Genomic DNA, 24957 nt, shown 5'->3' on the forward strand with positions numbered 1-24957 from the left:
CCATGAAAAAACTCACTGTTAAAACTGAAACCATCGCCGAGGTTAACGAGAATGTGGTGGTACTGGAAACCCCGCTAAAGCGTGGCGATACCCTGATTACTGAAATCGAAGTTTACCGCCCCAATGCCGGGGCGCTGCGCGGGGTACGGCTTTCAGATGTCGCTCATTCTGATGTGGATGCGCTGATTGTGGTGTTACCCCGTATCACCACCCCCACACTGACCGCCGCTGAATGTGGCCGCTTAGAACTGCCGGATTTAGTGGCACTGGCCGGCAAGGTGATTGGTTTTTTGTCGCCGAAACCGGCGGCGTAACGCTCGACCCGAAACTGGAAGTGGATGACCTGATGGCGGATATTGCCGCCATTTTTCACTGGCCGCCGTCAGAGCTTTGGGCCTTGAGTCTCACCGAGCTGGTGCGCTGGCGTCATAAAGCCCTGCTAAGAAGTGGAGCCGTAAACCATGAGTAAGAGCTTACAGTTACAGGTATTGCTCAAAGCCGTAGACCAAGCCACCCGCCCGTTTAAAGCCATTCAAACCGCCAGTAAATCCCTCACCGGGGATATTCGCAACACACAAAGCAGCATCAAATCCCTTGATGCGCAGGCGGCGAAGATTGACGGTTTCCGCAAGGCCAGCGCCCAACTGGCGGTCACCGGGCAGGCATTAAAAAAAGCCAAAGAAGACGCGGCGGCGCTGGCTATTGCCTTTAAAAACACCGAGAAACCCACCGCCCAACAAGCCCGGCTGATGGAGGGAGCCAAGCGTGCGGCGGCTGAACTGCAAACCAAATATAGCGGGCTGCGCCAGTCAGTGCAGCGCCAGCGCGACGCCCTCAATGCTGACGGTATCGCGACCAAAAACCTGAGCAGTGAACAACGCCGGTTACGCAGCAGTGCCGCCGAGGCGACGGTTGCCCTGAGCCGCCAGCGCCAAGAGCTGCAACGCCTGAGCTTGAAACAGGAACAACTCAACCGTATCAGCAATCGTTACCAGAAAGGCAAAGCAGCCACCAGTGCCGTACGTAATACCAGCGCGGCGAGTCTTGGCGTAGCAACCGCTGGGCTGTACGGCGCGGCGAAACTGATTGCGCCGGGTATGGAGTTTGACAGCCAGATGTCCGGCACACAGGCGATTTTAGGGCTGGATAAGAACGACACCAAACTGGCGGCCATACGCCAACAGGCGCGGGATATCGGCGGATCAACCGCCTTTTCCCCGACCGATGTGGCACGAACCCAAGACACACTGGCCCGTTCCGGCTATGACGCTAACGCCATTCTCGCCGCCACTGAACCGACGGTTAACCTGTCGCTGGCGTCCGGGGTGGATATTGCCGAGGCGGCGGATATTGTCACTAACATGCAGTCGGCGTTTAACCTGCCGCTAGACCAGATTAAACGTGTGTCGGACGTGATGGCGAAAGGCTTTACCAGCTCAAACACCAACTTGCTAGAGCTGGGCGAGGCGATGAAATACGTCGCTCCGATTGCCGAGGCCGCCGGGGCCAGCATCGAAGACACCACCGCGTTACTCGGTGTGCTGGCCGATAATGGCATTAAAGGCAGTATGGCAGGCACTAGTACCAGCGCGGTGTTTAGCCGGTTGCAGGCCCCTATCGGCAAAGCGCCGGAAGCCTTGCGCGAACTGGGAATAATCACCCGCGACGGCAAAGGCAATATGTTGCCGGTGGAGAAAATTCTCAAAGACATCAACAACTCATTTAAAAAGAACAAGTTAGGCACCGCGCAGCAAGCCGAATACCTGAAAGTGATCTTCGGTGAGGAAGCCATGAAAGGCGCGGTGAAACTGGTGGCTGCTGCCGGTAACGGCAAGTTGGCGGAGAAACAAAACAAGCTGAAAAATGCCGATGGCACCGCGCAATCTATTGCCACGGTCAGAATGGACAACCTCGACGGCGACCTGAAAAACCTGAGTTCGGCATGGGAAGACTTAGAAATTGAAGTCTTTGAAAAGCAAGATTCCGCCCTGCGTAAGCTGACCGTCACCACTACCGACTGGCTAGTTAAGGTGGCGGCATGGGCTAAGAAAAATCCCGAGTTGGTCGCCACGCTGACCAAGGTCACTGGCGCAGCGTTGGCGCTGGTCGCTGGGCTGGGTGCGCTGGGACTGATTGCATGGCCGGTCATGGCTGGGTTTAACCTGTTGTTGGCGGGGGCCGGTCTGCTCAGTACCGGTTTTTCGCTGATGGCTGGCACCATTGCCACCGCGCTCACCGCGCTGACATGGCCGATAGTCGCCGTGGTCGCGGCCATTGTGGCCGGTGGGCTGCTTATCCGTAAATATTGGGAGCCTATCAGCGCCTTTATTGCGGGCGTGGCCGAGGGTTTTGCTGCTGCCATGGGGCCAATCAGTGCCGCCTTTGAGCCGCTTAAACCGGTGTTTAACTGGTTTAGCGACAAGGTGAAACAGCTTTCGAACTGGTTCGCTGACTTGATTAAGCCGGTCAAAGCCACACAGGAAACCTTAGACGCGGCCACTAACGCGGGCAAGTTATTTGGCGAAGGGCTGGCGGCGGCGCTCAGTCTGCCGATGGATGCGCTAAACACTCTGCGCAGTGGCATTGATTGGGTGCTGGAAAAGCTCGGCGTTATTGATAGCAAATCTGCGGGGCTGGCCGATAACGTCCCGAAAGATAACCCTTACGCGGGCGGATACTCACCCAGTGGCGGCGTGTTATATGGCGGTTATCAGCCGGTGACTGCCAATACTGGCACCACTATCGTTGACAGTAGTGTCACCACCAACGATATCAAGGTGACTATTCCGCCGGGTATGAGCCGACAGGATGCCGAGCGAATGATGACCGATGCCCTAGCCAAAAATGAACGCGATAAACGCGCCCGCCAGCGCGGCCAGATGGAGAATTAATCATGATGTTATCACTGGGTTTATTTGTCTTTATGCTACAAACCACCCCTTATCAAAGCATGGGACGCAATATTGATTATCGTTGGCCCACTAACAGCCGGGTAGGCTTGCGCCCGGCGGCGCAATTTCTTGGCGTAGATAGCGAAAAAATGACGCTATCCGGGGTATTACTACCGGAACTGACAGGCGGCCGCCTGTCGTTGCTGGCTCTAGAGGTTATGGCTAACCAAGGCAAAGCATGGCCGCTGATTGAGGGGAGCGGCATGATATACGGTATGTTTGTGGTTGAAAGCCTGAACCTGACCCGCAGTCTGTTTTTTGCAGATGGCTGCGCCCGGCGCATTGAGTTCACCCTCAATCTGTTGCGGGTCGATGAGTCGTTAACCGCCATGTTCGGCGACCTGCAACAACAGGCTGACGAGTTGCTGGGTAAAGCGACGGCCATGACCGGTAAAGCGCAGACAGCTATCGGGGGGTTATTCTCATGATGACCGGCATGTCTCTACCGGCCGGGGCGGATATGGCCCCGGATTTTATGCTGAACATTAACCAGAAAGACATCACGCAGAATATCCGTGACCGGCTGTTGTCGCTTAGTCTGACTGATAACCGGGGCTTTGAAGCTGACCAGCTCGATATTGAGCTGGATGACGCCGACGGCCAGCTTGCCATGCCGGAACGCGGCGCAGTGTTGTCGGTGTTCTTGGGCTGGAAAGGGTCGGCGCTGATTGGTAAAGGTGACTTTACCGTGGATGAGGTCGAGCACCACGGCGCGCCGGATACGCTGACCATTCGCGCCCGCAGTGCGGATTTTCGCGGCTCACTCAATGCGCGGCGGGAAGTCTCTTATCATGAAACCACGCTGGGTAAAGTGGTGGCGCAAGTGGCCGAGCGCAACAACCTGAAAGCGATGCTGGCTGACGGTCTGGCGGATATCGCTATTTCTCATATCGACCAGACCCAAGAAACTGACGCCAAATTTATCACCCGGTTAGCTTCACTGAATGGCGCGGTGGCTGCCGTCAAAGCCGGGCGATTGTTATTTATCAAGCCGGGCAGCGGTGTTACTGCCAGCGGGAAACCCATTCCGCAGATGACGATCACCCGGCAGGATGGCGACCAGCACAGCTTTAGTATTGCTGACCGGGGCGCGTATACCGGTGTCAGTGCCAGTTGGTTACACACCAAAGACCCCAAACCGGCCAAGCCGAAAAAGGTTAAGTTGCAGCGTAAGCCAAAGTTTAAGCAGCTCCGCGCACTGGAACACCCCAAAGCCAAACCGACCCGCACCAAAGCGGCCGCAGTGAAAAAGCCGGTGGAGGAAAAACAAGGGGATTATCTGGTGGGGTCAGAAGATAACGTTTTTGCTATCACGACAGTTTACGCCACGCAAAAAGCCGCTATGCGCGCCGCTCAATCTAAATGGGAGAAGTTACAACGCGGTGTTGCTGAGTTCTCTATCACCTTAGCCATGGGGCGCGCTGATTTATTTCCTGAAACCCCTGTCGAGGTCAATGGTTTTAAATCGGTGATAGACCAACAGAACTGGATAATCAGCAAGGTAACGCACAACCTGAGTAACAACGGCTACACCACCCAGTTATCTCTAGAAGTGTTGTTGTCGGATGTCACTTATGAGGCCACTGAGTAGTAATATTCAACTAATTGATATTTATTTCACAAATGCGAATGCTGGTGATAAGATCAGCATAATTACTGAATATGCAGTTTCGGAGGTAAATATGATGCATTGCCCACGCTGTAAATTTGCAGCACACGCGAGATCCAGTCGTTACCTTAGTGATGAAACTAAAGAACGCTATCACCAGTGCACGAATATTAATTGCGGCAAAACCTTTAAGACCCATGAAACAATCGTTGATACGATAATGGAGCCGGGAATAATTAATGCTGTACCGCCCCACCCTAAAGGGAATCAAGGCGTGTTGTGGATGTAATTGAAGAAGCCTGCAAATTGCAGGTTTTTTTATTATTAAAATTTGGCGTAATTAATATCTTATTGGGGATAATTGGCGGTTTATCGTGCTTGCTACTGGATGCAGCCTTGAGGGTGTGAAAAGTGCCGTAGACACAATGTAGTCATTTTGTAGTCACTCTGCTGCCATTTTCAAATCTCAGACACAAAAAAACCGCCTCACGGCGGCTAACGACATACTCATACTACTTTGTTTTACTTATACTATTTTCCATGGTGCCCGGGGCGGGACTTGAACCCGCACAGCCATAAGCCGAGGGATTTTAAATTGCCATTGGTTTTAAGTTAAAACAATGAGTTAGATATTATATTCATAATATATTAACTTTTTTATGATCTTTATAATCAGCGGGTTATGTCAGGCAGTGGCCCGCTATTATGAATCCCTATTGATAATCACCAACACTTTACTGTATAAAAACACAGTTACCTAATGGGGTGTGAAATCATGAAAGTTGAACTGGTTTACGATAAGCGAAACGTGAAAGAGATACCGGGTGCCAATGAGCTGATCCTGGCTGAACTAACCAAACGTGTGCATCGCGTCTTCCCTAAGGCTGAGGTCAAGGTTAAGCCTATGCAGGCGAACGGCATCAACACAGACGCCAGCAAAGGTGATAAAGCAATCCTAAGCCGTCTGCTTGAAGAGATGTTTGACGAAGCAGATCAGTGGCTGGTTATCGATATTTAATTGAGGGGGATTTATGCTGCGTGTCGAAGTGACGATAGATAAGCTGAACGCCAAGAGTTTTCCACCTGGCTACACCAACGCACTGACGGAAGAGTTAACTAATCGCCTCAGCCGTAAATTTAGCGAGGTTGATGTGAAGGTGAGATTTGCAGGCGCTGATGGATTAACAGTGCTAGGCGGGGCTAGCGATGATAAAAAGACAGTCGAAGAGATTTTGCAGGAGACGTGGGAAAGTGCGGATGATTGGTTTCAGGCTTAAATTCATGGCCGAGAACACCGGGGATTGATCGGAAAATTAAGCTCGGTTTTGTGTTTGTAGTGGTCAACTAAAATTGGCCACAGCTTCAGCATTTTCCCAATACAATCGCTCCGGTTCAGTAGGTGTTAATACATCGTTATATTGGTGGACTCTGAATTGACTGTAATAACCGATGATATAATTCATTATAACTCTATTTGCTTCGCTAAAATTATCATATTCACAGTTGGGTGCCCACTCCAGCTTCAGACTGCGAAAAAAGCACTCCACATGATTATTATCCCAGCGATTTCCATGCCGACTCATACTCTGTTTGAGCTGGAATTACCATACTAACTGACTGAATTAACCATCAATACAGTTACTTCCTTGGACTCATTTCTAAGAGTCAAGTCGTTATTTGAGTGCTGTTGTTCAGCCTATTCATATTTTCAAACAACATGCAGTTATCAACTGAACACTTTATTTCATTGGCCTCTCCAAACTACACCACCTATCCTCATAACATGTATACATTGCTGGAGTGCTAACATCATTTTGGGTCGTTCCATTTATAAGCAAGGTCTGGTTTTTCGAACAAACGGCGCCAGCCTTATTTCGAGAGAATGACTATTACCATAAATGCATATCTAAAATAGCTTTTTAAATAAAAGGGGAAATATATGGGAGCCAGCTATTCCATTGAGGATTGTGATCTTCAGATACTTATCCTTGTTGACGAAAAAACTGCGCTGCAAGGGGAATCAACGGGGATTTTCGCGATGGATAATCACCTGGGGTCTGGAAGTGATATTCAAGGTAGCACACAACTAGTAACTTATGCCGGAAGAGGCGACAAAATTTATTGGCGAGCTATGTTTATCAACCCTAACACAGTTGATGCGCAGTCCATCGCCTCAATAGGGATCTCGTCGGTGGGAAACTCTCCTGCATGGGGATATAGCGGTCAACCAGAAATCGCCTTTGATAGTGACTCAAATTTTAGTGGCGAGGCGCAAGTGGCAGGGCGTTATACTTATGAGTTATTGATTAATATTGTAAAGAGTAATGGCGAGGGTGCAATTTTAAAAACAACTCTTGGTCTAACAGTAACTTGATTTTATTCTTTTCAATAATTTCATAGGAATAAAATAATATGAACGATAATAACTTACAACAGCACCCCGAATTAATACCAGGTGATTTTCGTGGTATTAATAATCCCGAGACGATCATACGTATTTTTGTTGATACAGCTTACGTTGCCGCAAGCGGCGGTGGTGCAATCACTGGACCAACAAGTAAGGGTATTTATGTGATCGATAATAGAGGGAGTATCGGTAGCCCGCTCGAAGCTCGCATACCTGTAAAAACATATGTTCATCGTGAGGACTACATCGGCTTTTATATCTCAGCAATAGACCCAACCTTAACAGATCCTGATTTAGAAGAGACCCTTACAATTGAAGGGTTCACGATATTGGGCGGTAATTTATTTGGCAGTGCAGGTTATCCTGTTCGTCGGGAAAGAGATGATAATTATTGGATTGCGCAAGCCGTAAATGCCTCACCGGCTACAACCTATGAGGTCCATTGCAAACTATTGACACAAGGGCTCACTCCTCAAACAATTTACTTTTCATTCAATTCCATTATTAGCACAACATGATAATCACTGGAAGGAAAAATGGAAGATACTATTGATTTATCAGCACGCCCACCAGAGAAGTTTAAAATTGACGAATTCGAAAAATACTTTGAGATGCAGAAGCAAAGCCAGTGGTGTTGGATAGCAACTGCAGTCGCCGTGGGTAATTTTTATGAGTCATATACAGTAAGGCCCAATGACAAAACAACAAAGTGGGATCAAATAGACACATATAAAAAACTAAAGTCGACTTGTCATACGGTAACAACGGCGACTCCTCTTATGTCATTAGGAACTAAAGATTTATGCAACGAGACCGGAAATCCACAAACTTCGTTGCAGCACGTTTTTTGCTTCGTAAATAAATATGCTAATTCTACGATTGAGCTTCCCGAAATAAAGAGAATAATAGCTACAGGTAAACCGGTTATAGTTGGTTTAAAAAAAATGAAACAGGATGGGACCCTATCTTATCAGGGGCATGTTATAACTCTATATGGATATGATGGGCCAAATACGTGGTATGTAGGTGACCCACTAGAAGGTATCAAAACATTATTACTTAACAAGGTAACTGCTGCAAATCTTGCTGCCTCGGAATTTTTCATAACAAAGAAACCTGGTTAACCTCTATTTTCAGCTAACGGCATACGCGAAAGAACTCACATAAATAGACCGGGCAATCAAGCCCGGTTTTGTATTTATGCTTCAGCTCAATAAACATCCCTGCCCACCCATCACTCTATTTTCAGAACATTCGGAGCTTAAATCATTAGGAGTAGCCAGATAAAACACCATATGCTTGAACGGAAAACAATGCCGTATTATCGGATGAGTTAATAAACATAGGGAGATAAAGAAATGGATGCGACGTTGCTTTCAAGGATGCGGTCAGGTGGAAGGATTACAAGCTGGTCAGAAACGATGGTGAACCTGGAGGCCCATAAGCTGATTAATATCGCGAACACGCTGTCCGCCTCCCACCTTAGTGATAGTCTGACCCAAATGAATTTTATCCAAGAAATAAAGGAAGTTGTTGAGCAACAGTTCGCTGCCGCGCGGCGTGCTAAATCGGACGAAGAGTGTATGACCTGCATACAAAGTCTGAGAGCGGAGACGGAAAGCCTTCAGGCGCAGGACAGGATGTTGCGGATGGAAACCGCGAAACTTTACGCCAAAGTGGAGTTCGTCCGGGAAAATAATAAAATTGTTGGGTATGTCATTTCGGCTGTAAATGTGGTGTTGTCAGGACTTGAAATGGCGGTCGGTTTCACACTTATAAGTTCAATGACCCCCTTGGGGGTTCTGGCTGGAGCTGTACTTGTGATCGACAGTGCCAATGGCATAAGCAAGGAAATAGCACATTACGCAATGGATAATAAAAGCTCTGAAGGGCTGGTTGCTGATGTGTCCATGTCGGTTGCCGAGTTTATGGGATTTAGTCGTAATAATGGGCTGGGTGTATACAAATCAGTATCACTTGCGGCAAATGCATATAGCATCTTCGGCCTACTTAAGCGCCCAGAAACATGGCGGTTATTTCGTTATATTCCCACTGATTATTATCGGAAAATCAGCACCATGAGTCGCCCAAAGTTAACAATGAAAATAGTAGGATATGGCGTTAAAGCTAAAGTCATATTTGATTTAATGTCTATCACTGATTCAGTACAACGTTAGTAATCATTTTTCGATATCGCCAGGATTTGTATGCAAGCCTGGCTGGGGCTAAATACCAGATAAAAGGCAGCGCAATAGCAAGTGTTGCAGCCAGCGTAATACTGGTATTTTTTGATGCCAGTGCTAACGTAAGAGCTAAGATGGTTAATGCAACTATGGTGATCCATTTTGATGCTTTAAAACGGTTAGCAAGGTCGTGAGTGACCGAATCCAGTGAACCTCCATAATTAGCAATGTTATTTTTCAGTTTTTGTAAGTCACTATGTGTAAATCCAGATCTTAGCAGTGTCTCTTCGCTTGTTCTCATTTGCCTTTTCATCCTTAAAAACGATTGACATTCCTTAGTCTATATACCAGAAAATAAACCGTTGGTCGATGAATATCAATTTTAATGTTAAGTAACATATAGTTATATTCTTATCGTGTTTTTTTGTACGGCCATCCCCATCAAATACAGGTGTAAGGATTTATAAACACGGGTTATTACAGTTAGGGAGTTATACCCGTAGACTGACTGAATAGGCCGGGCAATTAAGCCCGGCTTTTGTTTACACTTTAGGCACTACAGGCCATTCAATATCCGGCGCTTTTGATGTATCAATACGGTTCAGTAAGACGCGGTAAGTTTTCCAAGCCGTAAGCTGCTCTTTATCGTCATCCGTTGCCATGCCGGTATCTACCGCATCTTGTAACGGTGCAATTTTCGCTGCGGCTGCATTCAATAATCGGGTTTTCTTTTCTTCCGCTTCCTGCACTGCTGCGGCCTTTTGCAAGACTTTATCCGTTACCCACTTTGCGCCGCTCCACTTATCGTAATGGGTCTGCGGAGCCAGTAATGTCAACGTATCGGGTAGATCACCAATAAAGCCGATTTCTTCTGGTTGACCGGTTTCCGTGCTGTAAGCCACCTTGCCGCGCAAGTCAGTAACGATTTCCCATGCGTTGCCAGCATCATTCCGGCGCACGGCCTTATCTGGTTCTGTGGGTAATACAGGCGAGTCAGCATAACCGCTAGCGGGCAAGCTAACGCCCAACGGTAGGTACTCATTATTGACGCCGATAAACTCTTGCGATTGGGTGTCTGCACTATAAACGGCAATCCAGCCAGCACGAATAGCGAGACCATTTGCTCCAATCTGCGCGGTTGGGATATCTAGTGAATATTTAGTCATTATATGGCTCTCACGATGTAGTTAAATGCAATATTTTTCATGCGGTTTTCATTTGCAGTGGGAACAACAAGTGATGCATCAAACTTAGCTCCCTGCACAGTGCTCCCGCCAACGACTTGCCCACCTTGAGGTACTGAAACATCCAGCCGCGTGAAAGCACCTGAGAAGTAACTTGCCTCCGCGGCTTTCCCGCCTGCGGGGGCGTAGATACCCGTAATGTTTCTAATGGCATCATCCTGAAACGACAGCAATACTCGTCCCGCGTCTACCCCTCGTCCGTCGTCCCAGCCTCTAATGGCATTCCCGCGCATGTCGGGGAGTACACCAGATGGGTATCTCAGGGCTAACCGCGGGTAAGTTGATGTGCTAAAGGCAGCGCCGTTACACTTCAACCAGCCAGCGGGGACACTGGACAGGGGGTTAGGCATTGGGATACCAATCAGTTGTTCTGTCAGGAAAGTGTAAAGAGTGGAACCCCACAACGTACCGTGGATATTACCGTCCACTGTCAATGTTGCATGGCCTTCTGCGCGGCCTTCACCTGCAACAACATCACTTTTTGATATAATCCGCCCGCCTCTTACATCACCAACAATATCGCAGCGGCCATCTGCGGCAATGTTGGTTTTTGCAATGAGACTGCCTTGTGCGGTAAGGTTGCCTGCCAATTGAACATTGGCGTCGGTGGTATTAATAAATGGCAAGGTAATATCTTTGGTACCATCAAAATCTACCCCACCGATTTTTCTCGCTGTGGCCAGTTTTGTGGCGGATGCTGCTATGCCATCGATTGGCAATGAAGCATCAAGCGCGGCCTTGACAGCTTTCGGTGTAGCCGCTAACACTTCGCTGGTGCTACCAGTCGAACTACTTAACTGAACAACCCCTTTTTGGGTGGTAGAGGCTGAGGGTAGGTTACTATTGGCGTAGCTCTTAATCGCTAATTCCAGACTGTTCAACAGCGTTGCCATCTCGCCATTATCGAGGACATCATTGTCAGAATGGTTAGCGATGAACTCAGCCAGCACAGATGCAACAAAGGATGACTGACGCCAGACTTTATTTAGCTGCTCAGACTTAGCGACCCCTGACGAGAACCCGCCTGCACGTGCCGCAAGTACCTCATATTGTTCTTGCGTCATTACGTTAGATTCAACGCCGATCCCAAAAGGGAGAATTTCATTCTTAGCCATGTGCTTTCCTTAATGATAAACCCCATGACGAACGGTCAAATCCTGAGGAGTATTCGTTATCTAAATCGAAGCCGAACAACGCACCGACCTCAGTTGAAATGATGTAATTCGTGACGCCGACACCTGCCGGTTTAACGTCTAAATATCCCTGAGCAATGACCGCTCGCATCACTGATGAGATTTGCTCACCGGCAATGTAAATAGTCATGGTCATGTCGAAGTTATCGACGGCAAATATCTTGGTGCGCCCGTCAGGGAAAATACCCTGGTAGATATCACTGAGTGTTTCGACGGTACCGTCCCAATGGTTAGCCTGGATCTTTGCCCGAAGTATCGTGCGGTAAGTCTCATCGTCCAATCGAGTGAAGCCTGTTAGCGAATCATACGGCCCCTTCCAGCTCCCCAGATCAAAGCCCAACCCCTCGGTATCTAGTGAGAAATAGACATCCGTGATTGGTGTTCTGATGTTTCGCCCAATACCTACCCATAGCCCGACAGCATCCTCTTGATTGCCTATTGAGCTATCGAGGTCAAAGTCGTTTGTGAGTTGATTTGTCGTCTGCTGGATACCGAGGAACGGTGCGGTGATTAGGGATATATGATCGTAAAACTTGGGCTTATTTTTGTGATAGGACGTGATGAGACGTTGATATTTAGTCTCACTCATTAGGTCACCACTAAGGTTATATTCTCCGGCACACAAGCGGCTGCATTGTTAAATGCTATCTCGATATTGTTTTCAGATAGCGCCACAGGAGAAATGCCGATTTCTAACAAAGTAATATCGTAAGTCAGCCGTTCAATGCTGCCATTTAATTGCGCAGGTAGATCAAGTCGCTTAATACGAACCGGCTCACCAATTTCTATTTTATTAATATATTCCGCTATTGAGTTTTTGATCTCGACGCCAATTGATGAGGTATAACCCTGGAGTGCTTTGATTGCTAACCGGACATAAATCTGTACGGTACCTTTGCGGAAAAAATGAATCGGGTGAACAATGCCATACTTATCCGTAATCGGAATGGTGGTGGTGCCATACGTCCCAGAACCCGGTCCCTTTTTCAGGGCGATGGCTTGAGCGATTTGTGTCGCGTCACCGCCATCAACAACAATAGAGATCGAGTGGCTGGGTATGCCGTTTGCGTCGGTAATGCTGGTATCATTCTCATAGCCGCGATAGCGCTCAACACCACTAATGCCCGCAATAGCCCCTAAGATACCATCCAGCACCGTGCGCGACGGAAGCGCCACTGAGTCCGTTTGTCTGACGCGCAATTCTGCATCCATTTCTACAGGCTTGCCTGGAGTCGCCCCTATTGGGTTATTGACGCTTAGCCAACCTCGCGTTGGTGTTGCTATTTCGTTTACGGTATTGGCCAGGGCGACAATGGCACCCGGTACCGAACAGATCGCCGTCGCGGTTGCCGTGCCATCCAGACCAATAATCACACTGGCGGGCAGATCCCAACGGACACCATCGGCATCACGCGCGGCCCCATTGGTGATCTCCAGCCCGACATTGCCGGTGAGCAATACATCGACGGTTGAATTAGTTTCCTTGTCCCGTTTAATGCCGTTAATTTTCACATTACTGGAAAGTCCATTGCCGACTGCGGTTGCCGGAGAGAATGAGTTATAAACAGCAATGGCGCTATTGTTCGCGTCGTGGATTGCCAGCGCGTAAATACTGACCATTTGCCCATCCTTACTATCAGCATCCAAATAACTGTCAGTGCCGTAAATCTCCTGAAAATAACTCACTAACGTGCTGCGAATAGTCTCAAAATCGGGCGCAGTTATCCCCGTCGCGCTGACAATTACATTCAGCCCTAACGTATCAAGGTTTAACATTTATGCCTCGCTGGTCACGGTGGTAGTGCCGTAGATGGTGTCTATTGTTGCGGTAAAAGTGACGCGACGATTTTCGCCGGTATAGCTGGCTTCAAATTCCAGAATTGCGCTAACGCCCTGCGTATCAAGAATACGCTCACGGATAGCCAGGATATAAACATCAGAGCGTTGCTTACCAAGTACCGACTGAATATAAGGCGTACCCTCAGTTAAATCCAAAAACCACTGGCCGCGCCATAATTCAAAGCGGGTTTTTACCGCCTGAGCGACCGCCTCCGGTGAGTTGATAAGGAATGTGTTATCACCCTGGCCGAATGTGTAATCGCCGTTCTCGTCCTCTCTGCGATACCTCATATCGGCCCCCCAGTTTCGCCGCCACCCGTTTCTACACCGCCGTGCTTGTGAGATTTGAGACTGACACCACCAGCAGTGACATCATTGGTAACAGTAATAGGGCCAAGCATACTGGCGTTACCGCCGCTTTCTCCCATCCCTTGGGTGAGGGAACCGTTTATCGTCACCGCTCCATTTAACACGATAGTTGGCGATGTGATTTCAGTACCACCCTGCGCATTTGCTATCAGCCTGCCTGATGTCTGCACGGTGACGGTGTGATCTGCGGGGTTGATTTCAACATACGCGCCGCCATCATCACTACGGAACTGCGCGGCGCTGGTGCTGATACCGCTGATTTTCTTTGCCTGCGACTGAGGACCAATAATGGCGAATGCATCCGATAAATCATGCTGACGTTCGTCAACTGTCTCTTGTATGTCGCCTGACTGGTGCCAGAAATCGATACACCGATCACCAAAAACCAATAAGCACTCATCCCCGGACTTAATGGGGAATGTCATGGTGACGCCACCGCCGCGCGGGAATATAACGGGCACATTGGTCAGTACCGATAGATTGGTTGATTCCCCGCCCGACTCGCCCTTAATACCGATCTGAATATCGCAAGTTACGCTGTCAGCATCAAATGACTGAACAATCCCCGGCATTGATACGCGCAATTGAGACGATACAGATGATTGCAACGTTCGCAGTGTTTCGGCTAATTCTCCCGAACGGGAGTCTGTTGATACCGTCATGGAAAAACTCCAATAAAAAACCCGCACATTGGCGGGTTCAGATGAGGCTAAGCGACTTAGCTAACTTACTTTCTTGCAGGGGAATGAACCTATAATTTTCGGCGCATCCATACTGTTTTGTAGGAGTTGAACGTTAAGCCATGATTTGCCATTACGCTTAAAATATTCAAATCCGTACATGTTTCCATCACTGGCTGGCATAAGCGTCATGCTGATTTTTACGTTTTCATAATCACCGTTTTGTTTCAGAAAGTTGATTTTCTGAGTACCTACAGTGTCACCATTCACTTTCAATAAACCGTCATTTCCGCCTGTAAGTTCGAAATTCCCGCAATGAGTAACCGCAAACGAAGAAAAAGAAAGCAGAGATAGCGAAATTCCTATCAAGGAATTTTTTAGTAAATTCATTATTTTCCCCTTTAAACAAGTCTTGTCATTGCTGAGCTATTAACCAAATCCTTAGCCCCACGCGCTTCACACATCATGTCCATATACCACGGGTTACCGCGCGTATCGCCAGTATAACTAATGCCTCTGACGATATACACACCATCGGTCGCAATGCTGGATGGTTGACTTAATGCCCCGCTAACGGTCACATTGCCATTACTATTTTGTTCTTCAAGCCTGCTGCCTGCCATTTGTACTTCTTGACTAGAAAGCGTCGTACGATAGACCGATTCTTGATTTAATTGGATAAGTCCATTTAACCGAATATTAGGATTAATCAAGCAACGTACGTTAACACCCGACCCAATAGTTTGTTGTGGCATGCCAATCAAACCAGTGTTGCTGTTTAGCACAATGGCTTCATGCACATACTTATCGTTCGGCACCATATCAACCTTACCGTTCACAAACTGCCAGGTGGCCTTGCATTGCTTGGCGACGTTATCCAGATAATCCCGTGTCATGCCGTACATGGTTTTACCACGTGGGAATACCGTGGGTGGCATTTCCGGCATGATGCCCTGAGTGATGCCGAACGGGGCAAGGTTACGCATAAGCAGATTGTTAATATCGGCCACGGTATAACCCGCCGCTACCGTCTGGTTTATTGTGGCGTTAATAAATGCGTTATGACCATCGATAGCCTGAATCAGAATAAAGGTATCCGTGGGGTTATCTCTGCCGGTGATGGTGTACCGGATATCACCCGAGAAGATTTCACCGAAGTTAGCCTCTTCATTTTGTCCGTCCGGAGAGGTCGAGCCATCGTAACCGGCAATTAATCGCAGCTTTGAAAACTCGGTACCGGTGATCCGGTTAATGGTATTTTGTGACAGGTTATAAATCTTGAAAATAGCGGCGCGTGGGAATGAAGTGTTGTACCACTCAATATTAAACGTCACTTTAAAATCAGTGAAATTAATCCCCTTACCTTCGTTATCTAATAGCATCAACTCAAAGTGGCGTATCCAGTTCTTACTCATGAAAACCTCATAAAAAAACCCGCTCAGTGGCGGGTTAAATTGCATGGATTGATTTAGCTATTCTGCACAAAATATAAATGGCTACCGGTGCCAAGGTTGGTTTTTGTCGGGTATTCCTCTCGGCTATCATCACTGAGCACCGCAAAAATACCATTGATACCCAGATCAGGATATTGCTCAATCAGGTCAACACCGACCACCAGTGGAACGCCGCAAAGCATGTCAGCGCCGCCGCTATCTCTCACGTCCATTATCCAGCCTGCGACATCACGATAGACCAGGCGCAGGTTAAGTGAGATTTCTCCAAGGGCGATATTGAAAAACTGATTATTGGCCGTTAACGGGATTTCTTGAACATTCATGCAAGTTTTTCCTTTACCCAGCCAAGACTAGATTGCAACAACGATTTATTGGCCGGTGCTGGTGCCTTGGTGCCGGTGTTTTGCATCGCTGAGGTGCTTACTCCATCCCGCATATTCTCTTTATCGGCTACCGTGACAGACTCAGTTTGAGACAGGATGACTTCACGCAGAGTGAGAACGCACATCAACACATTCTCACTGGTTTTATCGGTCGTCACTTCAATAGCGCGGATCAGCATATTGCTGTATTTTCGCTTACCGGTAATAACGTCTATCGGCTCCCTGCTTTCCTGTAGTTCGCGAAGTTCTTGATAAACTTCCTCCGGGCTTTTACCCAGACTCAAGCCTATGGTTGAGGTATCCACAAAATCCAGCAAGGAACCGCCACCAGCAAAACCGACCTCCATTGTCACTTCAGCGGCACGTTTGTATGCGTGATCGTTTACTGCCGCACCCACCTCGACGGGATGCTCTGTAATTTCCAATGCGTCTTGATGCTTTTCAGAGATAATCACACTGGGTACCAGCAACCCAATTTTTCGCGTTTGCTGCCGGAAGATGGCAGAAAGAATATCCATTCACCCTCCTATCGGGTTGGTGTATTTAATTGCTGAGTGAGTCTTGCATTGACGTTAGTCTGTCTGCCTGCAACTTCATTACCTGCGGATACCGGATCAGAGACACCCGTGATATAGATATTGGTTTCCTGCTGCAACCCTCCACCCGGCATATTGCTATGCACCTTCGGAATGTAATTGCGGGTTTCTCGGGGCATCAGGTCTAAGCCGTGCTTCTGAACATTGCCGATCCCCCAGTTATAGGAGGCTAGAGCTTTATCCAGATCGCCGCCATTCATCTTAAGAAGCATGCTGAGATATTTCGCGGCGGCGGCGGCTGATTTCTCTGGGTCGAAAACGTCATTACCCTTAAGTCCCATATCTTTTGCTGTCGCGTCCATGAACTGGAATAACCCTTTGGCGCCCGCGCCAGAGATAGCGAACTGATTACCGCCAGATTCCGTTATCGCCACACTCCGCAATAAACCCGCTGGTAGGTTGTTTAATGCTTCTAACTTAGTGAGGGTAGGTTGCAGCCAGCCTAAAAGGGCTGCGCCTGACGCTGACGCGGTTGGCCTTTTTACCGACTGTGCATACTGGTCCGGCTCTGTGGTATCACTTTCACCGCGCAACCACCGTCCAACACTTCTCGGATCAAAGCCGGTTTTATCTTTGACCCAATCGGCGGCACTATTTGCGCTATCGGTTACCGCAGGCATGGCGTCCGGCTGATCGCTGCCCTGACTTAACAGCGCCTTTCCTATCCTGGCCACCTCAACCCAATTGCCCTCTTTCAGCGCATTAATCAGGTCACCGATCATCGATAACATCTTGCCGAACTCGCCGAATTGCTTCGTTAGGTTCTCGATGTCACCTTTTAGCGTCCAGTTTTTCAGATTAATGTTGAGTAGACGGGCAATCTCAACGCCAACGCCTTTAATCGATTTCGTTAACTCATCGATCCCCTCGAGCGCGGCGTTTATTTCTTGTTCCCACTGGCCCCAATCAATCAGGCTTTCCCCGCCCTCTTTCCACGTCTTATAGTCGTCATACAGAGCAAAGAGAGCCGCACCCAGTGAGAGAATAATACCCACTGGTGACGTGAGGAACGCTGTGTTAAGTAAGCGCCATGCCAACAGCAACCCACCAGACAACATAATGAGCTGCTGTGTGACCGGATCTAGCTTTTTAAACCAGTTGATGACATCACCGACAGCCTGACCAGTGCGCCATAATACGCGCGTAACCGCATCCCCCGCCCAGAGAATGCCCTTGATAACCTTCATCAACACAGCTTCAATCTTCGGCCAGTTGTCTAGAAGCTGCTTGCGCAGAGCATCGATATCCCCCGCCAGCCCATTAGCCAGATTTGCGCCAATCTTGTCCCGCGCCTGACCAAGTGTCATCGTGAGGTTACGCATGGACGTCATAAAGCGGTTAGATTGCTTGGCCGCGGTATCCGCATTAAAACCGATTTTCTTAGCGGTTAATGCATATTCGGAGCCAAAGCCCCCCAGCCCCTTACGCATTGCCATTAGCGTATTTTCATCAATACCCAGCATCTGCGCGTATTGGTTGGCGCGGTAATACGGCATGCTGCTTAGTTTGGCACTAAGGCCGGTAAAGATGGCCGAGGTATCGCGCATGTTACCGTTAGCGCTACGGGTCTGAATACCCAACCGATTGAGAAAGCCCTCAGCCCCCGGACTGTTACGGATAAATCGAGCAAGGCTTTCGAGTGAGCCTTGTGCTGATGCGGCATCTACGCCAAGTTGCGAAGCGGCATAACCTAACGCCTTGATACCCGCCACCGATGCGCCCGTACGCTGGGAGGCGAAATAAACCTTATCCAGACCGTCAGCAATCTTGGTGGTAAAACCAACAACGGCCAACGCTGCCCCTTCGACCACTGCGCCCATTTTCAGTACATTGGCCGTGACGCCGGCGACCACAGCGGAAAATTTCTTTTCTCCTGCCTCGTCCAATTCAAAGCCAAGACTGACCAGAAAGTCCTTAATGGTTTCAGCGTTGCTCATTGTCGGCTCTCCATTTGTCTATTTTCGCCTGATTCTCAGCCTCCAGATCGAGATAATCATTTAGCAGTGCAATGTCGAGTAGGTCTAGATTGCCGCTTTTGATTTCACCCATGGTCGTGAGTTGGTGCTTTACCGGGCGCAAGATAAAATCCTCCCCACCTGGCAAGGTATCCAGCATTAAGCCGCTGGCGGTTCCGCTGGTGCGCTCTCTTGGAGTTCGTGCAAAAAATTTCCCATCGAGTTGCCTACCACCCGACCAACAATTTGCAACATTGCCATCAGATCAATGTCATCAAACATCAGTTCACCGCCGCTAAATATCGGGTTATAGGCTTTGCCGTGCTTGCGTGTCACTATCGCCAAGCAGGGGTGAATAATGGCATTGCAGTCCTCGTCGCTGATATCGGAAAGTGACTGGGCGATACTGGGTAACGCCGTTTCAATCGTCACCGTGCCGCTTCGCAGGTCTTTGAGAATACCCGCCAGTAGGGGCAACAACTTACGCGACACTTTCAACTGCGCGAACACGTCGAGTTTCTTAGAGCGGTACTCGATACCTTTAATCGTAAATTCCATTAATTACTCCTTAAAAAGTACCCAGCAGTTGGTCAACCTTGATGCAGTCAAATACCCATGCCACCAGCGCACCGTCTTTGGCGTTATTGAAATCGGGCTGCTTTTGGAATGCACAGCCACGTGCGGCAAAGGTGTCACCGCTGGCGGTGTTGCGGATCAGAATGATGTTGTTGCCCCAGGTGGCACTCGACTGCGCCTGCGCGTTATACATAACCGATAACTTGCGATTAGTCGGGCTGGTTTTCAGTAGATTTACCGTCACCGTGCCACCTTTGCCTGCATGTAGGCTGTGCATCCCCTCACCGTCAGCACCAATGGTCATGGTGTTCTTATTCTCGATCATTGAGGTGGTGATCCCCTCATCGGTGACGGCGGCGCCATAACCTAGATCGAATGAACCGCCTACACCCACGATAGAGGCGGTAACGTCCATAAAGCTATAAGTTGACATTTATCAGCTCCTTAGCGGTTAACATTGATGATGACATCGGCGTAGTGAACCGCACCGGCCAACTTGATTGCAGACTGCATCACCGGTGCTTTACGTCCCTCGCGGTCGGCCTGTGCCTGTGATGCCACTGGCGGCGCGTAAACGTAGTAGCCTTTGGTCAGGGTGTCGCCGGTTGCCAACACGCCGAAACTATCACCACCCCAGACACCCGGTGCTACCAGCCCGTTAATGACCGATTGATCCAGTGACTTCTCTACATTGGCTAGCAAACGGGTTACACCCGCGTCTGTCTGTGGAATTTTGGTGGGGCTGGTAAACAGTAGGTTGTAGAGGTTGTTCTGTACGTAGTTCTGCAACCAGTCGAGGCCGTGGCGCTCATCAAAGAAATCACCGTTGCACATCACGCCCTCTTGAATAATCGCCGTGTCGTTGTCGTAATTGACGAACACATTGCAATTCTTCGCTTTCAGCGCGTTAGCTTGAGACTGCTCAAGTGATTCGGCGGTAATACCTGGCTGTTGTTTGAATTTAAGCGTGATGGTGGTGTTATTGCCGTTGAAATTCACAGTAAACGCACGACCAAAGATAGAGGCGGCGGCATACGGGCTGGCGCTGGAATACTGCACCAGGGTACGGGCATATTTCGCCGCTTTCAGCTTGCTGGCGATATCGGTATCAATATCCGCATCCAGCGCAGTAGTTACCTGTGTGGTATGGCCGTAAACCCGAGAAACATCATCACTCTGGATAAACGAGGCAATACTGATCACGTCTGTATCGCTTAATGATGGGTCGGCAATAACCAGCCCATACCAGCGCGTAGACATGTCAGCTAATTTATAAATGCATGCCTGAATAGTTTCATTCGCCAGACCTTGAACCGGCAGCGCGCCGGCGCTCTCAACCAATCCCAGCAGTACAGAAATATCGGTACCGGTCGCATTAGCCGAACCGTAGCCGACTGATGATGCTGCGCCTGTCGTTTTGGATGTGATGATGAAGCGGCTACCATTCCAGATAACGGTTGCGATAAGCAGTGATTCCTCTACTCGGGCCGCAACACCATTCAGGTTTAGTTCATCAGTCCAATCAACATCACTGACAACGGTTTCAACACCATCTACCGTGATTTTCATGGAGCCATCAGCAATAGCGGTAAAGTTAGCCATAAGCTGTTGAGTTGGGTTTAAAATCGCACCGCGCAATAGTCCGGCTGCATCCTCTTTCACCCAGCGGCCGACATAGGAATCAATCGGTTGTGGGGATTGCTGATAATACAAATTAGCGGCCTGATACTCAGGTGCTGTCAGACCAAAGTCAGATGCGATATCTGTCGCGCTTGAATAGTTGCGCAGACGTTCGTGAGCATCGATAACAGGCGACGGGCCAACCACCAGCAGGGAACCAAAGTTCCGCGCCATGGCAGCACGCACAGCCATATTCACCGTCACATTGACGATGTTAGAAACAGGTAATCCCTGCGACATGGTTATTCTCCGAAGAATTTAACGGGGGCGGAGGTCAGCGATTTAATGCCGTACTCGCGTATTACTTTGCGGCGTAGCTTGATGGTGATATCGAAGCGACGAACCCATTTGTTATTGATGAGTTCAGGAAAGGGATTAATGCGACTGCAACGGGCCAGAGAAAGGCCCATTCTCACCAGTTCGTCATTGTTTTGAGTGATAGTCAGACCGTCACGGAATTGAGTTGCATACCGTTGCCCGTTGGGACCGTAGAAACTCGCCATACATTCGACTTCTTCGTGTCGCCATAACTCGGTGCTGTTTTCAGTTTGGTTCTCAAAGGCGGGGCTGGCATCATCAGGAATATCGATTACCCCAAAGCCGCACCAGTTAACATCAGCCTCCATAATGGGTGACTGCACGGCTGTCCAGCGTGGGCGAACGTGACCATCGGGTAGCCCGGACACCCCTCTCACCCACTGACTCAGTAAGCGCTCCAGCGTCTCATCGTAAGCGGGACCGTCAGCAATGGGTGTTAGCCAGCCTGCCTCATCACTGCTGTTGTTGCTCAATGGGAATTCCTCCATCGAACGGCAGGAGTTCACAGTGCGCTTGAACGAATCCCGCACCATATGCCGTGTAGGGGTCAACAAAGGTCACGCGATAATCGCGATTCTGATAGGTAACAATATCGGCATCACGCCCCGTCTGCCCCTGGGTAAGCCGCTCGACAGTCACAATAAGAATTGCGCCACCAATGACATTCCCTGACATCATCCGGCGCGACTCAAGCGAGCGATCAACCGTAACCACTCCCGCAAAACCTTTTTCAATGACGGTGTTGGTGGCGAATCCGTCTGCATCAACCGTCTGCATGTTTCGTTTAACCACCAGTGACATGTCACAGAAGTCCGGGTCAAACAGCACGTCGGTTACATCAAGATTTGGCATATTTGTCCCTTACGATAGAGGTTATCGTCCGTCGATATTGCCCGGTGTCAATGAGTGGCTTATCCCCGCTGCGACCGCGCCGCAAACGAGCGCTGATAGTGCTGTCAGCTAAAGGGGTAAAGCCGGTAATAGTGATATAGCGTTTCACCGCATTGCTAGCGATGATACCCGCCTGCTCTAACGCCCGATCTGCGGCGGCCTGATTGCCCGCCAAAACCGCCTGCGCCGCCTGTTTCAGCTTTTGGGTGGTTTCGTCCTGTACCGACCTGACGCCAGGCTGTAGGTGGGGTCGTGGGGGGATATTTTGCGCCGGTGAACCAAATTCGTTGATATAACCGATCCCGGCGTTACCGAAAGGGATATCCTCCCGTTCACTTTTCTCCTCAGGGATACCAATCAACACATCTTTCCTGCCGATGGCCTTAAGTGCCGCCAGCACATCATTTGTTTTATCTACCCGTACCTTTAAGCCGCTTTTCATAGCTGCCGCCCTCCAGCGCCAAACATGAGGATGATCTGGTAGAACTCGGCACCGTAGCGGGTGAAATTCCAGAATCCGGCATCAGGGTTCAGCGTGGCGCTATTGTCATAGCTCACCGAAACCTTATCGACACTCTTAGAAGCCGCTACACCATTCGTTGCCCCACTAGCACCTCCCAGCGCCGCCGATTGCATGTCTTTCGCTTGCAATGTTATGTAATGAGCGACAAATAACTCAACCAGATAGGGAAACATATTATCCAGTAGGTTCTCATCTAACAGGTTGTCAGCGAGTGATAGTCGAAACTGAATGGCGGCGGTAGGGTATCGGGCTTCATTCTCGAACTGGGGGAAATCAGTCCTGAACTGTGCCGCTGTCGGTAGGTTTCTGTTCCTTGGCATTGGCTTTTACCTTCGGTTTAGTTAGCTCATCGATTTGCTTCTGCATCTCAAGGATGGAGTTATCACGATCAGCCAGCGCTTGCGTCTGTTCATCGATTTGCTTCTGCATCTCAAGGATGGAGGCTTGCAGGTCGGTGTTATTTTGCTCAACCTCTCCGTCAATCACCTCGGCGTGTGCCAGAGTGAACCAATGCTCCGCAACGTCTTTCGTCACCGTGTGAGTGCCAACGAGAAAGGCGATATCTTGCTGACCAGGCAGGGACAATTTAAAGGGGGTATGTACTGCAATTTTCATCATTTCACCTTACAGGCCTCCTGCGAGGCCATCAGAGTTATTAAATGCCGTCGAAGTAAGCCAGTGTTTCAATGTACGGGGCTTCAACCACACCCAGCTTTCCGTAATAGGTCACCAACTGCCACAGCCCACGATACTGGATCGGGATGCTGGTCAGTGGCACTAGTGGGAAGCGCACATACTTACGGTCATTGGTGTAGGCCACCATCCGATCTTTACCCGCCACACCCGCACCTTTCAGCCATTTCACCGCGCGGATATTCAGAGGAATACCGTTTTGATGGAAAGAGATAGTGTTAGTAGTCAGGTAGGTCAGCAAAGATTGGTTACCCGCATCAGACACAATAACCTGCGCCAGATAGGCGTACTGCTCAGGAGGTAACAGCAGGTCTTTCGGTACCACGGTATAACCAGATGCAGCCCAGGCATCGGAAAGCACCTTGTTAATGGAATCGCGAATCTCCGCAACGGTCGAGGTCAGCCACGATTTCACCGCGTTGCCGATCGCTACGCCGGTGTAGTTAGCCAGACCTTTTACGCCCAAATCGGTATCACCGAGATAGACCTGTTCGTCGGCATCCATGTGCCATTTCAACACCATGCCGTCATATTTCTGCGTATCAATTGGACGGCCCATCTGTTGAGCGGCGGCTAATTCAATCACCGTCCAACCCAGTTCCATCCCCCACAGTGTCAGCGGGAAACCCTTTTTATCGATATCTAAGTTAATGCCTGCCAGTGCGGTCGACTCCTGGCTAACCCAGTTTTTACCCTTTGGATTGGCACCGGTACCGGCTGCAGCAAAGCCGGTTTTAGTGAATGAGCTGATTTCATCGGCGATATTCACGTCTTCACGGAATTGAATGTCGCGGGTGTAGGTCGTCCCCACCAACGGCAGGTTAATCTCTGGATCTAATCGCTCCAGCTCTCCAATGAGGAATGCGCCGCTGGCATCAATGGTGCGCTGGCTGTCGTATGTGATCATATTGATTGTTCCTTAAATCTTGTAAGAGATTTCAGTGTTACCAGCGGCATCACCGGCACCGGTGAAATAAGCGTTAGGCAGCACCACGGTAGTGTCAGCAATCGCAGTGGCCAGCACCGAACCTAGCGGGCTATCGTCAGTAGCACCGGCAATACGGATATAGACCGGCGCACCTTTAGTCACACCCGCTGCCGTAGCCCCAATATTGACCGACAGGTAACCGCGCTTTAGCGCATCACCGGCAAAGTTGTTGCTGGTACCAATTTGGCGCACTTTGTCTGGCGTTGATGTGGTGGGGAATGGTCGGACAAAGATACCGACGATTTTGTCTGCGGTATCATCTTCTTCCAACGGTACAAAGAAATTGCCGCTGAACTTTCCGGCCAGACCGTATTGGCTAAATGGGTTGGCCGTATTAATCAGTACCGGCTCAATAGTCAGATCCTGCGGGCGCGAGACGGCCCCGGCAATGCCCGCAGGCATCCGGAATAAATATGCTGTCATGA

At 49.3% G+C, this 24957-nt stretch carries 35 protein-coding genes and 1 pseudogene; 12 read left to right on the forward strand and 24 right to left on the reverse strand.

Features of this window, described 5'->3' with window-relative positions; all coding sequences use genetic code 11:
- Nucleotides 1–2 precede the first annotated feature (2 nt).
- The 8 genes from FFE93_RS12285 (at nt 3) to FFE93_RS12320 (ending at nt 5837) form a co-directional block, all read left to right on the forward strand.
- Nucleotides 3–314, forward strand: coding sequence for a phage tail assembly protein (locus FFE93_RS12285; RefSeq protein ID WP_138775266.1), 312 nt, complete (start codon nt 3–5; stop codon nt 312–314).
- Between the two features lie 32 nt (nt 315–346).
- Nucleotides 347–469 (forward strand): GpE family phage tail protein, encoded by a 123-nt coding sequence (locus FFE93_RS12290; protein WP_004875948.1) that lies wholly within the window; start codon nt 347–349, stop codon nt 467–469.
- Nucleotides 462–2891, forward strand: a complete 2430-nt coding sequence (locus FFE93_RS12295; protein WP_138775267.1) for a phage tail tape measure protein — start codon at nt 462–464, stop codon at nt 2889–2891. The genes FFE93_RS12290 and FFE93_RS12295 overlap by 8 nt, the downstream gene beginning before the upstream one ends.
- 2 nt (nt 2892–2893) lie before the next feature.
- Nucleotides 2894–3379, forward strand: a complete 486-nt coding sequence (locus FFE93_RS12300; protein WP_138775268.1) for a phage tail protein — start codon at nt 2894–2896, stop codon at nt 3377–3379.
- Nucleotides 3376–4542 (forward strand): phage late control D family protein, encoded by a 1167-nt coding sequence (locus FFE93_RS12305; RefSeq protein WP_138775269.1) that lies wholly within the window; start codon nt 3376–3378, stop codon nt 4540–4542. Before FFE93_RS12300 ends, FFE93_RS12305 begins: the two co-directional genes overlap by 4 nt.
- 91 nt (nt 4543–4633) lie before the next feature.
- Complete coding sequence (locus FFE93_RS12310) at nt 4634–4849, forward strand: DNA-binding transcriptional regulator (RefSeq protein WP_011192198.1); 216 nt, start codon at nt 4634–4636, stop codon at nt 4847–4849.
- 486 nt (nt 4850–5335) lie between these two features.
- Nucleotides 5336–5578 (forward strand): DinI family protein, encoded by a 243-nt coding sequence (locus tag FFE93_RS12315; RefSeq protein WP_138775270.1) that lies wholly within the window; start codon nt 5336–5338, stop codon nt 5576–5578.
- Nucleotides 5579–5591: 13 nt separating this feature from the next.
- Nucleotides 5592–5837, forward strand: coding sequence for a DinI-like family protein (locus FFE93_RS12320; protein ID WP_186367651.1), 246 nt, complete (start codon nt 5592–5594; stop codon nt 5835–5837).
- A 63-nt stretch (nt 5838–5900) separates the two neighbouring features.
- On the opposite strand, the pseudogene FFE93_RS12325 reads toward FFE93_RS12320, so the two are convergent.
- Nucleotides 5901–6161 (reverse strand): annotated as a pseudogene (locus tag FFE93_RS12325) (IS3 family transposase); the annotation flags it as partial.
- Nucleotides 6162–6499: 338 nt separating this feature from the next.
- Here FFE93_RS12325 and FFE93_RS12330 point away from each other — a divergent pair.
- The 4 genes from FFE93_RS12330 to FFE93_RS12345 all read left to right on the forward strand — a co-directional run bounded on the left by FFE93_RS12330 (nt 6500) and on the right by FFE93_RS12345 (nt 9144).
- Entirely contained in the window at nt 6500–6934 is a 435-nt protein-coding gene (locus FFE93_RS12330) for a hypothetical protein (protein WP_138775272.1), read from the forward strand.
- Between the two features lie 38 nt (nt 6935–6972).
- Complete coding sequence (locus FFE93_RS12335; RefSeq protein ID WP_138775273.1) at nt 6973–7485, forward strand: hypothetical protein; 513 nt, start codon at nt 6973–6975, stop codon at nt 7483–7485.
- A gap of 18 nt (nt 7486–7503) precedes the next feature.
- Complete coding sequence (locus tag FFE93_RS12340) at nt 7504–8091, forward strand: C39 family peptidase (protein ID WP_138775274.1); 588 nt, start codon at nt 7504–7506, stop codon at nt 8089–8091.
- Between the two features lie 234 nt (nt 8092–8325).
- On the forward strand, nt 8326–9144 hold the full coding sequence (locus FFE93_RS12345) for a DUF4225 domain-containing protein (RefSeq protein ID WP_138775275.1): 819 nt from the start codon (nt 8326–8328) through the stop codon (nt 9142–9144).
- Here FFE93_RS12345 and FFE93_RS12350 read toward each other — a convergent pair.
- From FFE93_RS12350 to FFE93_RS12460, 23 genes are all read right to left on the reverse strand, one after another.
- Entirely contained in the window at nt 9122–9451 is a 330-nt protein-coding gene (locus FFE93_RS12350; protein WP_138775276.1) for a hypothetical protein, read from the reverse strand. The two genes, FFE93_RS12345 and FFE93_RS12350, sit on opposite strands and share 23 nt — an antisense overlap.
- A gap of 241 nt (nt 9452–9692) precedes the next feature.
- On the reverse strand, nt 9693–10316 hold the full coding sequence (locus FFE93_RS12355) for a tail fiber assembly protein (protein ID WP_138775277.1): 624 nt from the start codon (nt 10314–10316) through the stop codon (nt 9693–9695).
- On the reverse strand, nt 10316–11509 hold the full coding sequence (locus FFE93_RS12360) for a phage tail protein (protein WP_261369001.1): 1194 nt from the start codon (nt 11507–11509) through the stop codon (nt 10316–10318). Before FFE93_RS12360 ends, FFE93_RS12355 begins: the two co-directional genes overlap by 1 nt.
- Nucleotides 11502–12176, reverse strand: a complete 675-nt coding sequence (locus tag FFE93_RS12365) for a DUF2612 domain-containing protein (protein WP_138775278.1) — start codon at nt 12174–12176, stop codon at nt 11502–11504. The genes FFE93_RS12360 and FFE93_RS12365 overlap by 8 nt, the downstream gene beginning before the upstream one ends.
- Nucleotides 12176–13363 carry a baseplate J/gp47 family protein gene (locus tag FFE93_RS12370; RefSeq protein ID WP_138775279.1) on the reverse strand — a complete coding sequence of 396 codons (1188 nt, stop codon included), beginning with the start codon at nt 13361–13363 and terminating at the stop codon, nt 12176–12178. The genes FFE93_RS12365 and FFE93_RS12370 overlap by 1 nt, the downstream gene beginning before the upstream one ends.
- On the reverse strand, nt 13364–13717 hold the full coding sequence (locus tag FFE93_RS12375; protein ID WP_004712483.1) for a hypothetical protein: 354 nt from the start codon (nt 13715–13717) through the stop codon (nt 13364–13366). It abuts the gene before it with no gap.
- A complete protein-coding gene (locus tag FFE93_RS12380) occupies nt 13714–14457 on the reverse strand; it encodes a Gp138 family membrane-puncturing spike protein (RefSeq protein ID WP_138775280.1) in 744 nt (247 codons plus the stop codon). Before FFE93_RS12380 ends, FFE93_RS12375 begins: the two co-directional genes overlap by 4 nt.
- A 60-nt stretch (nt 14458–14517) precedes the next feature.
- Nucleotides 14518–14865, reverse strand: a complete 348-nt coding sequence (locus tag FFE93_RS12385) for a hypothetical protein (protein WP_138775281.1) — start codon at nt 14863–14865, stop codon at nt 14518–14520.
- Nucleotides 14866–14876: 11 nt separating this feature from the next.
- Complete coding sequence (locus FFE93_RS12390) at nt 14877–15890, reverse strand: phage protein (RefSeq protein ID WP_138775282.1); 1014 nt, start codon at nt 15888–15890, stop codon at nt 14877–14879.
- Between the two features lie 53 nt (nt 15891–15943).
- Nucleotides 15944–16252, reverse strand: coding sequence for a phage baseplate plug protein (locus tag FFE93_RS21535; RefSeq protein WP_186367652.1), 309 nt, complete (start codon nt 16250–16252; stop codon nt 15944–15946).
- The gene (locus tag FFE93_RS12400) at nt 16249–16830 is read right to left on the reverse strand and encodes a phage baseplate protein (protein ID WP_138775283.1); all 582 of its coding nucleotides are present in this window, start codon (nt 16828–16830) and stop codon (nt 16249–16251) included. Before FFE93_RS12400 ends, FFE93_RS21535 begins: the two co-directional genes overlap by 4 nt.
- A gap of 8 nt (nt 16831–16838) precedes the next feature.
- Entirely contained in the window at nt 16839–18845 is a 2007-nt protein-coding gene (locus FFE93_RS12405) for a transglycosylase SLT domain-containing protein (RefSeq protein WP_138775284.1), read from the reverse strand.
- The gene (locus FFE93_RS12410) at nt 18832–19023 is read right to left on the reverse strand and encodes a DUF6889 family protein (protein ID WP_050079836.1); all 192 of its coding nucleotides are present in this window, start codon (nt 19021–19023) and stop codon (nt 18832–18834) included. Before FFE93_RS12410 ends, FFE93_RS12405 begins: the two co-directional genes overlap by 14 nt.
- Entirely contained in the window at nt 19023–19421 is a 399-nt protein-coding gene (locus FFE93_RS12415) for a phage tail assembly chaperone (RefSeq protein ID WP_138775285.1), read from the reverse strand. The genes FFE93_RS12410 and FFE93_RS12415 overlap by 1 nt, the downstream gene beginning before the upstream one ends.
- A gap of 10 nt (nt 19422–19431) precedes the next feature.
- Nucleotides 19432–19872, reverse strand: coding sequence for a DUF3277 family protein (locus tag FFE93_RS12420; RefSeq protein WP_138775286.1), 441 nt, complete (start codon nt 19870–19872; stop codon nt 19432–19434).
- A gap of 11 nt (nt 19873–19883) precedes the next feature.
- Complete coding sequence (locus FFE93_RS12425) at nt 19884–21359, reverse strand: DUF3383 domain-containing protein (RefSeq protein ID WP_138775287.1); 1476 nt, start codon at nt 21357–21359, stop codon at nt 19884–19886.
- Nucleotides 21360–21361: 2 nt separating this feature from the next.
- Nucleotides 21362–21925: a hypothetical protein gene (locus tag FFE93_RS12430; protein ID WP_186367653.1), complete on the reverse strand. Its 564-nt coding sequence runs from the start codon at nt 21923–21925 to the stop codon at nt 21362–21364.
- The gene (locus tag FFE93_RS12435; protein ID WP_138775288.1) at nt 21891–22289 is read right to left on the reverse strand and encodes a head-tail adaptor; all 399 of its coding nucleotides are present in this window, start codon (nt 22287–22289) and stop codon (nt 21891–21893) included. Before FFE93_RS12435 ends, FFE93_RS12430 begins: the two co-directional genes overlap by 35 nt.
- Nucleotides 22276–22770, reverse strand: coding sequence for a hypothetical protein (locus FFE93_RS12440; protein ID WP_138775289.1), 495 nt, complete (start codon nt 22768–22770; stop codon nt 22276–22278). The genes FFE93_RS12435 and FFE93_RS12440 overlap by 14 nt, the downstream gene beginning before the upstream one ends.
- The gene (locus FFE93_RS12445; protein ID WP_138775290.1) at nt 22767–23171 is read right to left on the reverse strand and encodes a DUF4054 domain-containing protein; all 405 of its coding nucleotides are present in this window, start codon (nt 23169–23171) and stop codon (nt 22767–22769) included. The genes FFE93_RS12440 and FFE93_RS12445 overlap by 4 nt, the downstream gene beginning before the upstream one ends.
- Nucleotides 23125–23469 carry a hypothetical protein gene (locus FFE93_RS12450; protein WP_138775291.1) on the reverse strand — a complete coding sequence of 115 codons (345 nt, stop codon included), beginning with the start codon at nt 23467–23469 and terminating at the stop codon, nt 23125–23127. Before FFE93_RS12450 ends, FFE93_RS12445 begins: the two co-directional genes overlap by 47 nt.
- A gap of 37 nt (nt 23470–23506) precedes the next feature.
- Nucleotides 23507–24451 carry a DUF2184 domain-containing protein gene (locus FFE93_RS12455; protein WP_138775292.1) on the reverse strand — a complete coding sequence of 315 codons (945 nt, stop codon included), beginning with the start codon at nt 24449–24451 and terminating at the stop codon, nt 23507–23509.
- A gap of 12 nt (nt 24452–24463) precedes the next feature.
- Nucleotides 24464–24955, reverse strand: coding sequence for a hypothetical protein (locus FFE93_RS12460; protein WP_049615119.1), 492 nt, complete (start codon nt 24953–24955; stop codon nt 24464–24466).
- Nucleotides 24956–24957: the final 2 nt, after the last annotated feature.

The sequence above is a fragment of the Yersinia sp. KBS0713 genome (assembly GCF_005937895.2).
GTDB classification, from domain to species: domain Bacteria; phylum Pseudomonadota; class Gammaproteobacteria; order Enterobacterales; family Enterobacteriaceae; genus Yersinia; species Yersinia bercovieri.

Excerpts from the sequence above, each read along its gene's own strand:
- FFE93_RS21535 (WP_186367652.1), bottom strand. The coding sequence starts at position 16,252 with ATGAATGTTCAAGAAATCCCGTTAACGGCCAATAATCAGTTTTTCAAT.
- FFE93_RS12285 (WP_138775266.1), top strand. The coding sequence starts at position 3 with ATGAAAAAACTCACTGTTAAAACTGAAACCATCGCCGAGGTTAACGAG.
- FFE93_RS12420 (WP_138775286.1), bottom strand. The coding sequence starts at position 19,872 with ATGTCAACTTATAGCTTTATGGACGTTACCGCCTCTATCGTGGGTGTA.
- FFE93_RS12435 (WP_138775288.1), bottom strand. The coding sequence starts at position 22,289 with ATGCCAAATCTTGATGTAACCGACGTGCTGTTTGACCCGGACTTCTGT.
- FFE93_RS12385 (WP_138775281.1), bottom strand. The coding sequence starts at position 14,865 with ATGAATTTACTAAAAAATTCCTTGATAGGAATTTCGCTATCTCTGCTT.
- FFE93_RS12430 (WP_186367653.1), bottom strand. The coding sequence starts at position 21,925 with ATGGAGGAATTCCCATTGAGCAACAACAGCAGTGATGAGGCAGGCTGG.
- FFE93_RS12390 (WP_138775282.1), bottom strand. The coding sequence starts at position 15,890 with ATGAGTAAGAACTGGATACGCCACTTTGAGTTGATGCTATTAGATAAC.
- FFE93_RS12340 (WP_138775274.1), top strand. The coding sequence starts at position 7,504 with ATGGAAGATACTATTGATTTATCAGCACGCCCACCAGAGAAGTTTAAA.
- FFE93_RS12300 (WP_138775268.1), top strand. The coding sequence starts at position 2,894 with ATGATGTTATCACTGGGTTTATTTGTCTTTATGCTACAAACCACCCCT.
- FFE93_RS12455 (WP_138775292.1), bottom strand. The coding sequence starts at position 24,451 with ATGATCACATACGACAGCCAGCGCACCATTGATGCCAGCGGCGCATTC.
- FFE93_RS12375 (WP_004712483.1), bottom strand. The coding sequence starts at position 13,717 with ATGAGGTATCGCAGAGAGGACGAGAACGGCGATTACACATTCGGCCAG.
- FFE93_RS12305 (WP_138775269.1), top strand. The coding sequence starts at position 3,376 with ATGATGACCGGCATGTCTCTACCGGCCGGGGCGGATATGGCCCCGGAT.
- FFE93_RS12345 (WP_138775275.1), top strand. The coding sequence starts at position 8,326 with ATGGATGCGACGTTGCTTTCAAGGATGCGGTCAGGTGGAAGGATTACA.
- FFE93_RS12410 (WP_050079836.1), bottom strand. The coding sequence starts at position 19,023 with ATGCTGGATACCTTGCCAGGTGGGGAGGATTTTATCTTGCGCCCGGTA.
- FFE93_RS12295 (WP_138775267.1), top strand. The coding sequence starts at position 462 with ATGAGTAAGAGCTTACAGTTACAGGTATTGCTCAAAGCCGTAGACCAA.
- FFE93_RS12380 (WP_138775280.1), bottom strand. The coding sequence starts at position 14,457 with ATGACGGTATCAACAGACTCCCGTTCGGGAGAATTAGCCGAAACACTG.
- FFE93_RS12350 (WP_138775276.1), bottom strand. The coding sequence starts at position 9,451 with ATGAGAACAAGCGAAGAGACACTGCTAAGATCTGGATTTACACATAGT.
- FFE93_RS12460 (WP_049615119.1), bottom strand. The coding sequence starts at position 24,955 with ATGACAGCATATTTATTCCGGATGCCTGCGGGCATTGCCGGGGCCGTC.
- FFE93_RS12335 (WP_138775273.1), top strand. The coding sequence starts at position 6,973 with ATGAACGATAATAACTTACAACAGCACCCCGAATTAATACCAGGTGAT.
- FFE93_RS12330 (WP_138775272.1), top strand. The coding sequence starts at position 6,500 with ATGGGAGCCAGCTATTCCATTGAGGATTGTGATCTTCAGATACTTATC.
- FFE93_RS12290 (WP_004875948.1), top strand. The coding sequence starts at position 347 with ATGGCGGATATTGCCGCCATTTTTCACTGGCCGCCGTCAGAGCTTTGG.
- FFE93_RS12310 (WP_011192198.1), top strand. The coding sequence starts at position 4,634 with ATGATGCATTGCCCACGCTGTAAATTTGCAGCACACGCGAGATCCAGT.
- FFE93_RS12320 (WP_186367651.1), top strand. The coding sequence starts at position 5,592 with ATGCTGCGTGTCGAAGTGACGATAGATAAGCTGAACGCCAAGAGTTTT.
- FFE93_RS12360 (WP_261369001.1), bottom strand. The coding sequence starts at position 11,509 with ATGGCTAAGAATGAAATTCTCCCTTTTGGGATCGGCGTTGAATCTAAC.
- FFE93_RS12425 (WP_138775287.1), bottom strand. The coding sequence starts at position 21,359 with ATGTCGCAGGGATTACCTGTTTCTAACATCGTCAATGTGACGGTGAAT.
- FFE93_RS12365 (WP_138775278.1), bottom strand. The coding sequence starts at position 12,176 with ATGAGTGAGACTAAATATCAACGTCTCATCACGTCCTATCACAAAAAT.
- FFE93_RS12450 (WP_138775291.1), bottom strand. The coding sequence starts at position 23,469 with ATGATGAAAATTGCAGTACATACCCCCTTTAAATTGTCCCTGCCTGGT.
- FFE93_RS12415 (WP_138775285.1), bottom strand. The coding sequence starts at position 19,421 with ATGGAATTTACGATTAAAGGTATCGAGTACCGCTCTAAGAAACTCGAC.
- FFE93_RS12440 (WP_138775289.1), bottom strand. The coding sequence starts at position 22,770 with ATGAAAAGCGGCTTAAAGGTACGGGTAGATAAAACAAATGATGTGCTG.
- FFE93_RS12355 (WP_138775277.1), bottom strand. The coding sequence starts at position 10,316 with ATGACTAAATATTCACTAGATATCCCAACCGCGCAGATTGGAGCAAAT.
- FFE93_RS12400 (WP_138775283.1), bottom strand. The coding sequence starts at position 16,830 with ATGGATATTCTTTCTGCCATCTTCCGGCAGCAAACGCGAAAAATTGGG.
- FFE93_RS12370 (WP_138775279.1), bottom strand. The coding sequence starts at position 13,363 with ATGTTAAACCTTGATACGTTAGGGCTGAATGTAATTGTCAGCGCGACG.
- FFE93_RS12315 (WP_138775270.1), top strand. The coding sequence starts at position 5,336 with ATGAAAGTTGAACTGGTTTACGATAAGCGAAACGTGAAAGAGATACCG.
- FFE93_RS12405 (WP_138775284.1), bottom strand. The coding sequence starts at position 18,845 with ATGAGCAACGCTGAAACCATTAAGGACTTTCTGGTCAGTCTTGGCTTT.
- FFE93_RS12445 (WP_138775290.1), bottom strand. The coding sequence starts at position 23,171 with ATGCCAAGGAACAGAAACCTACCGACAGCGGCACAGTTCAGGACTGAT.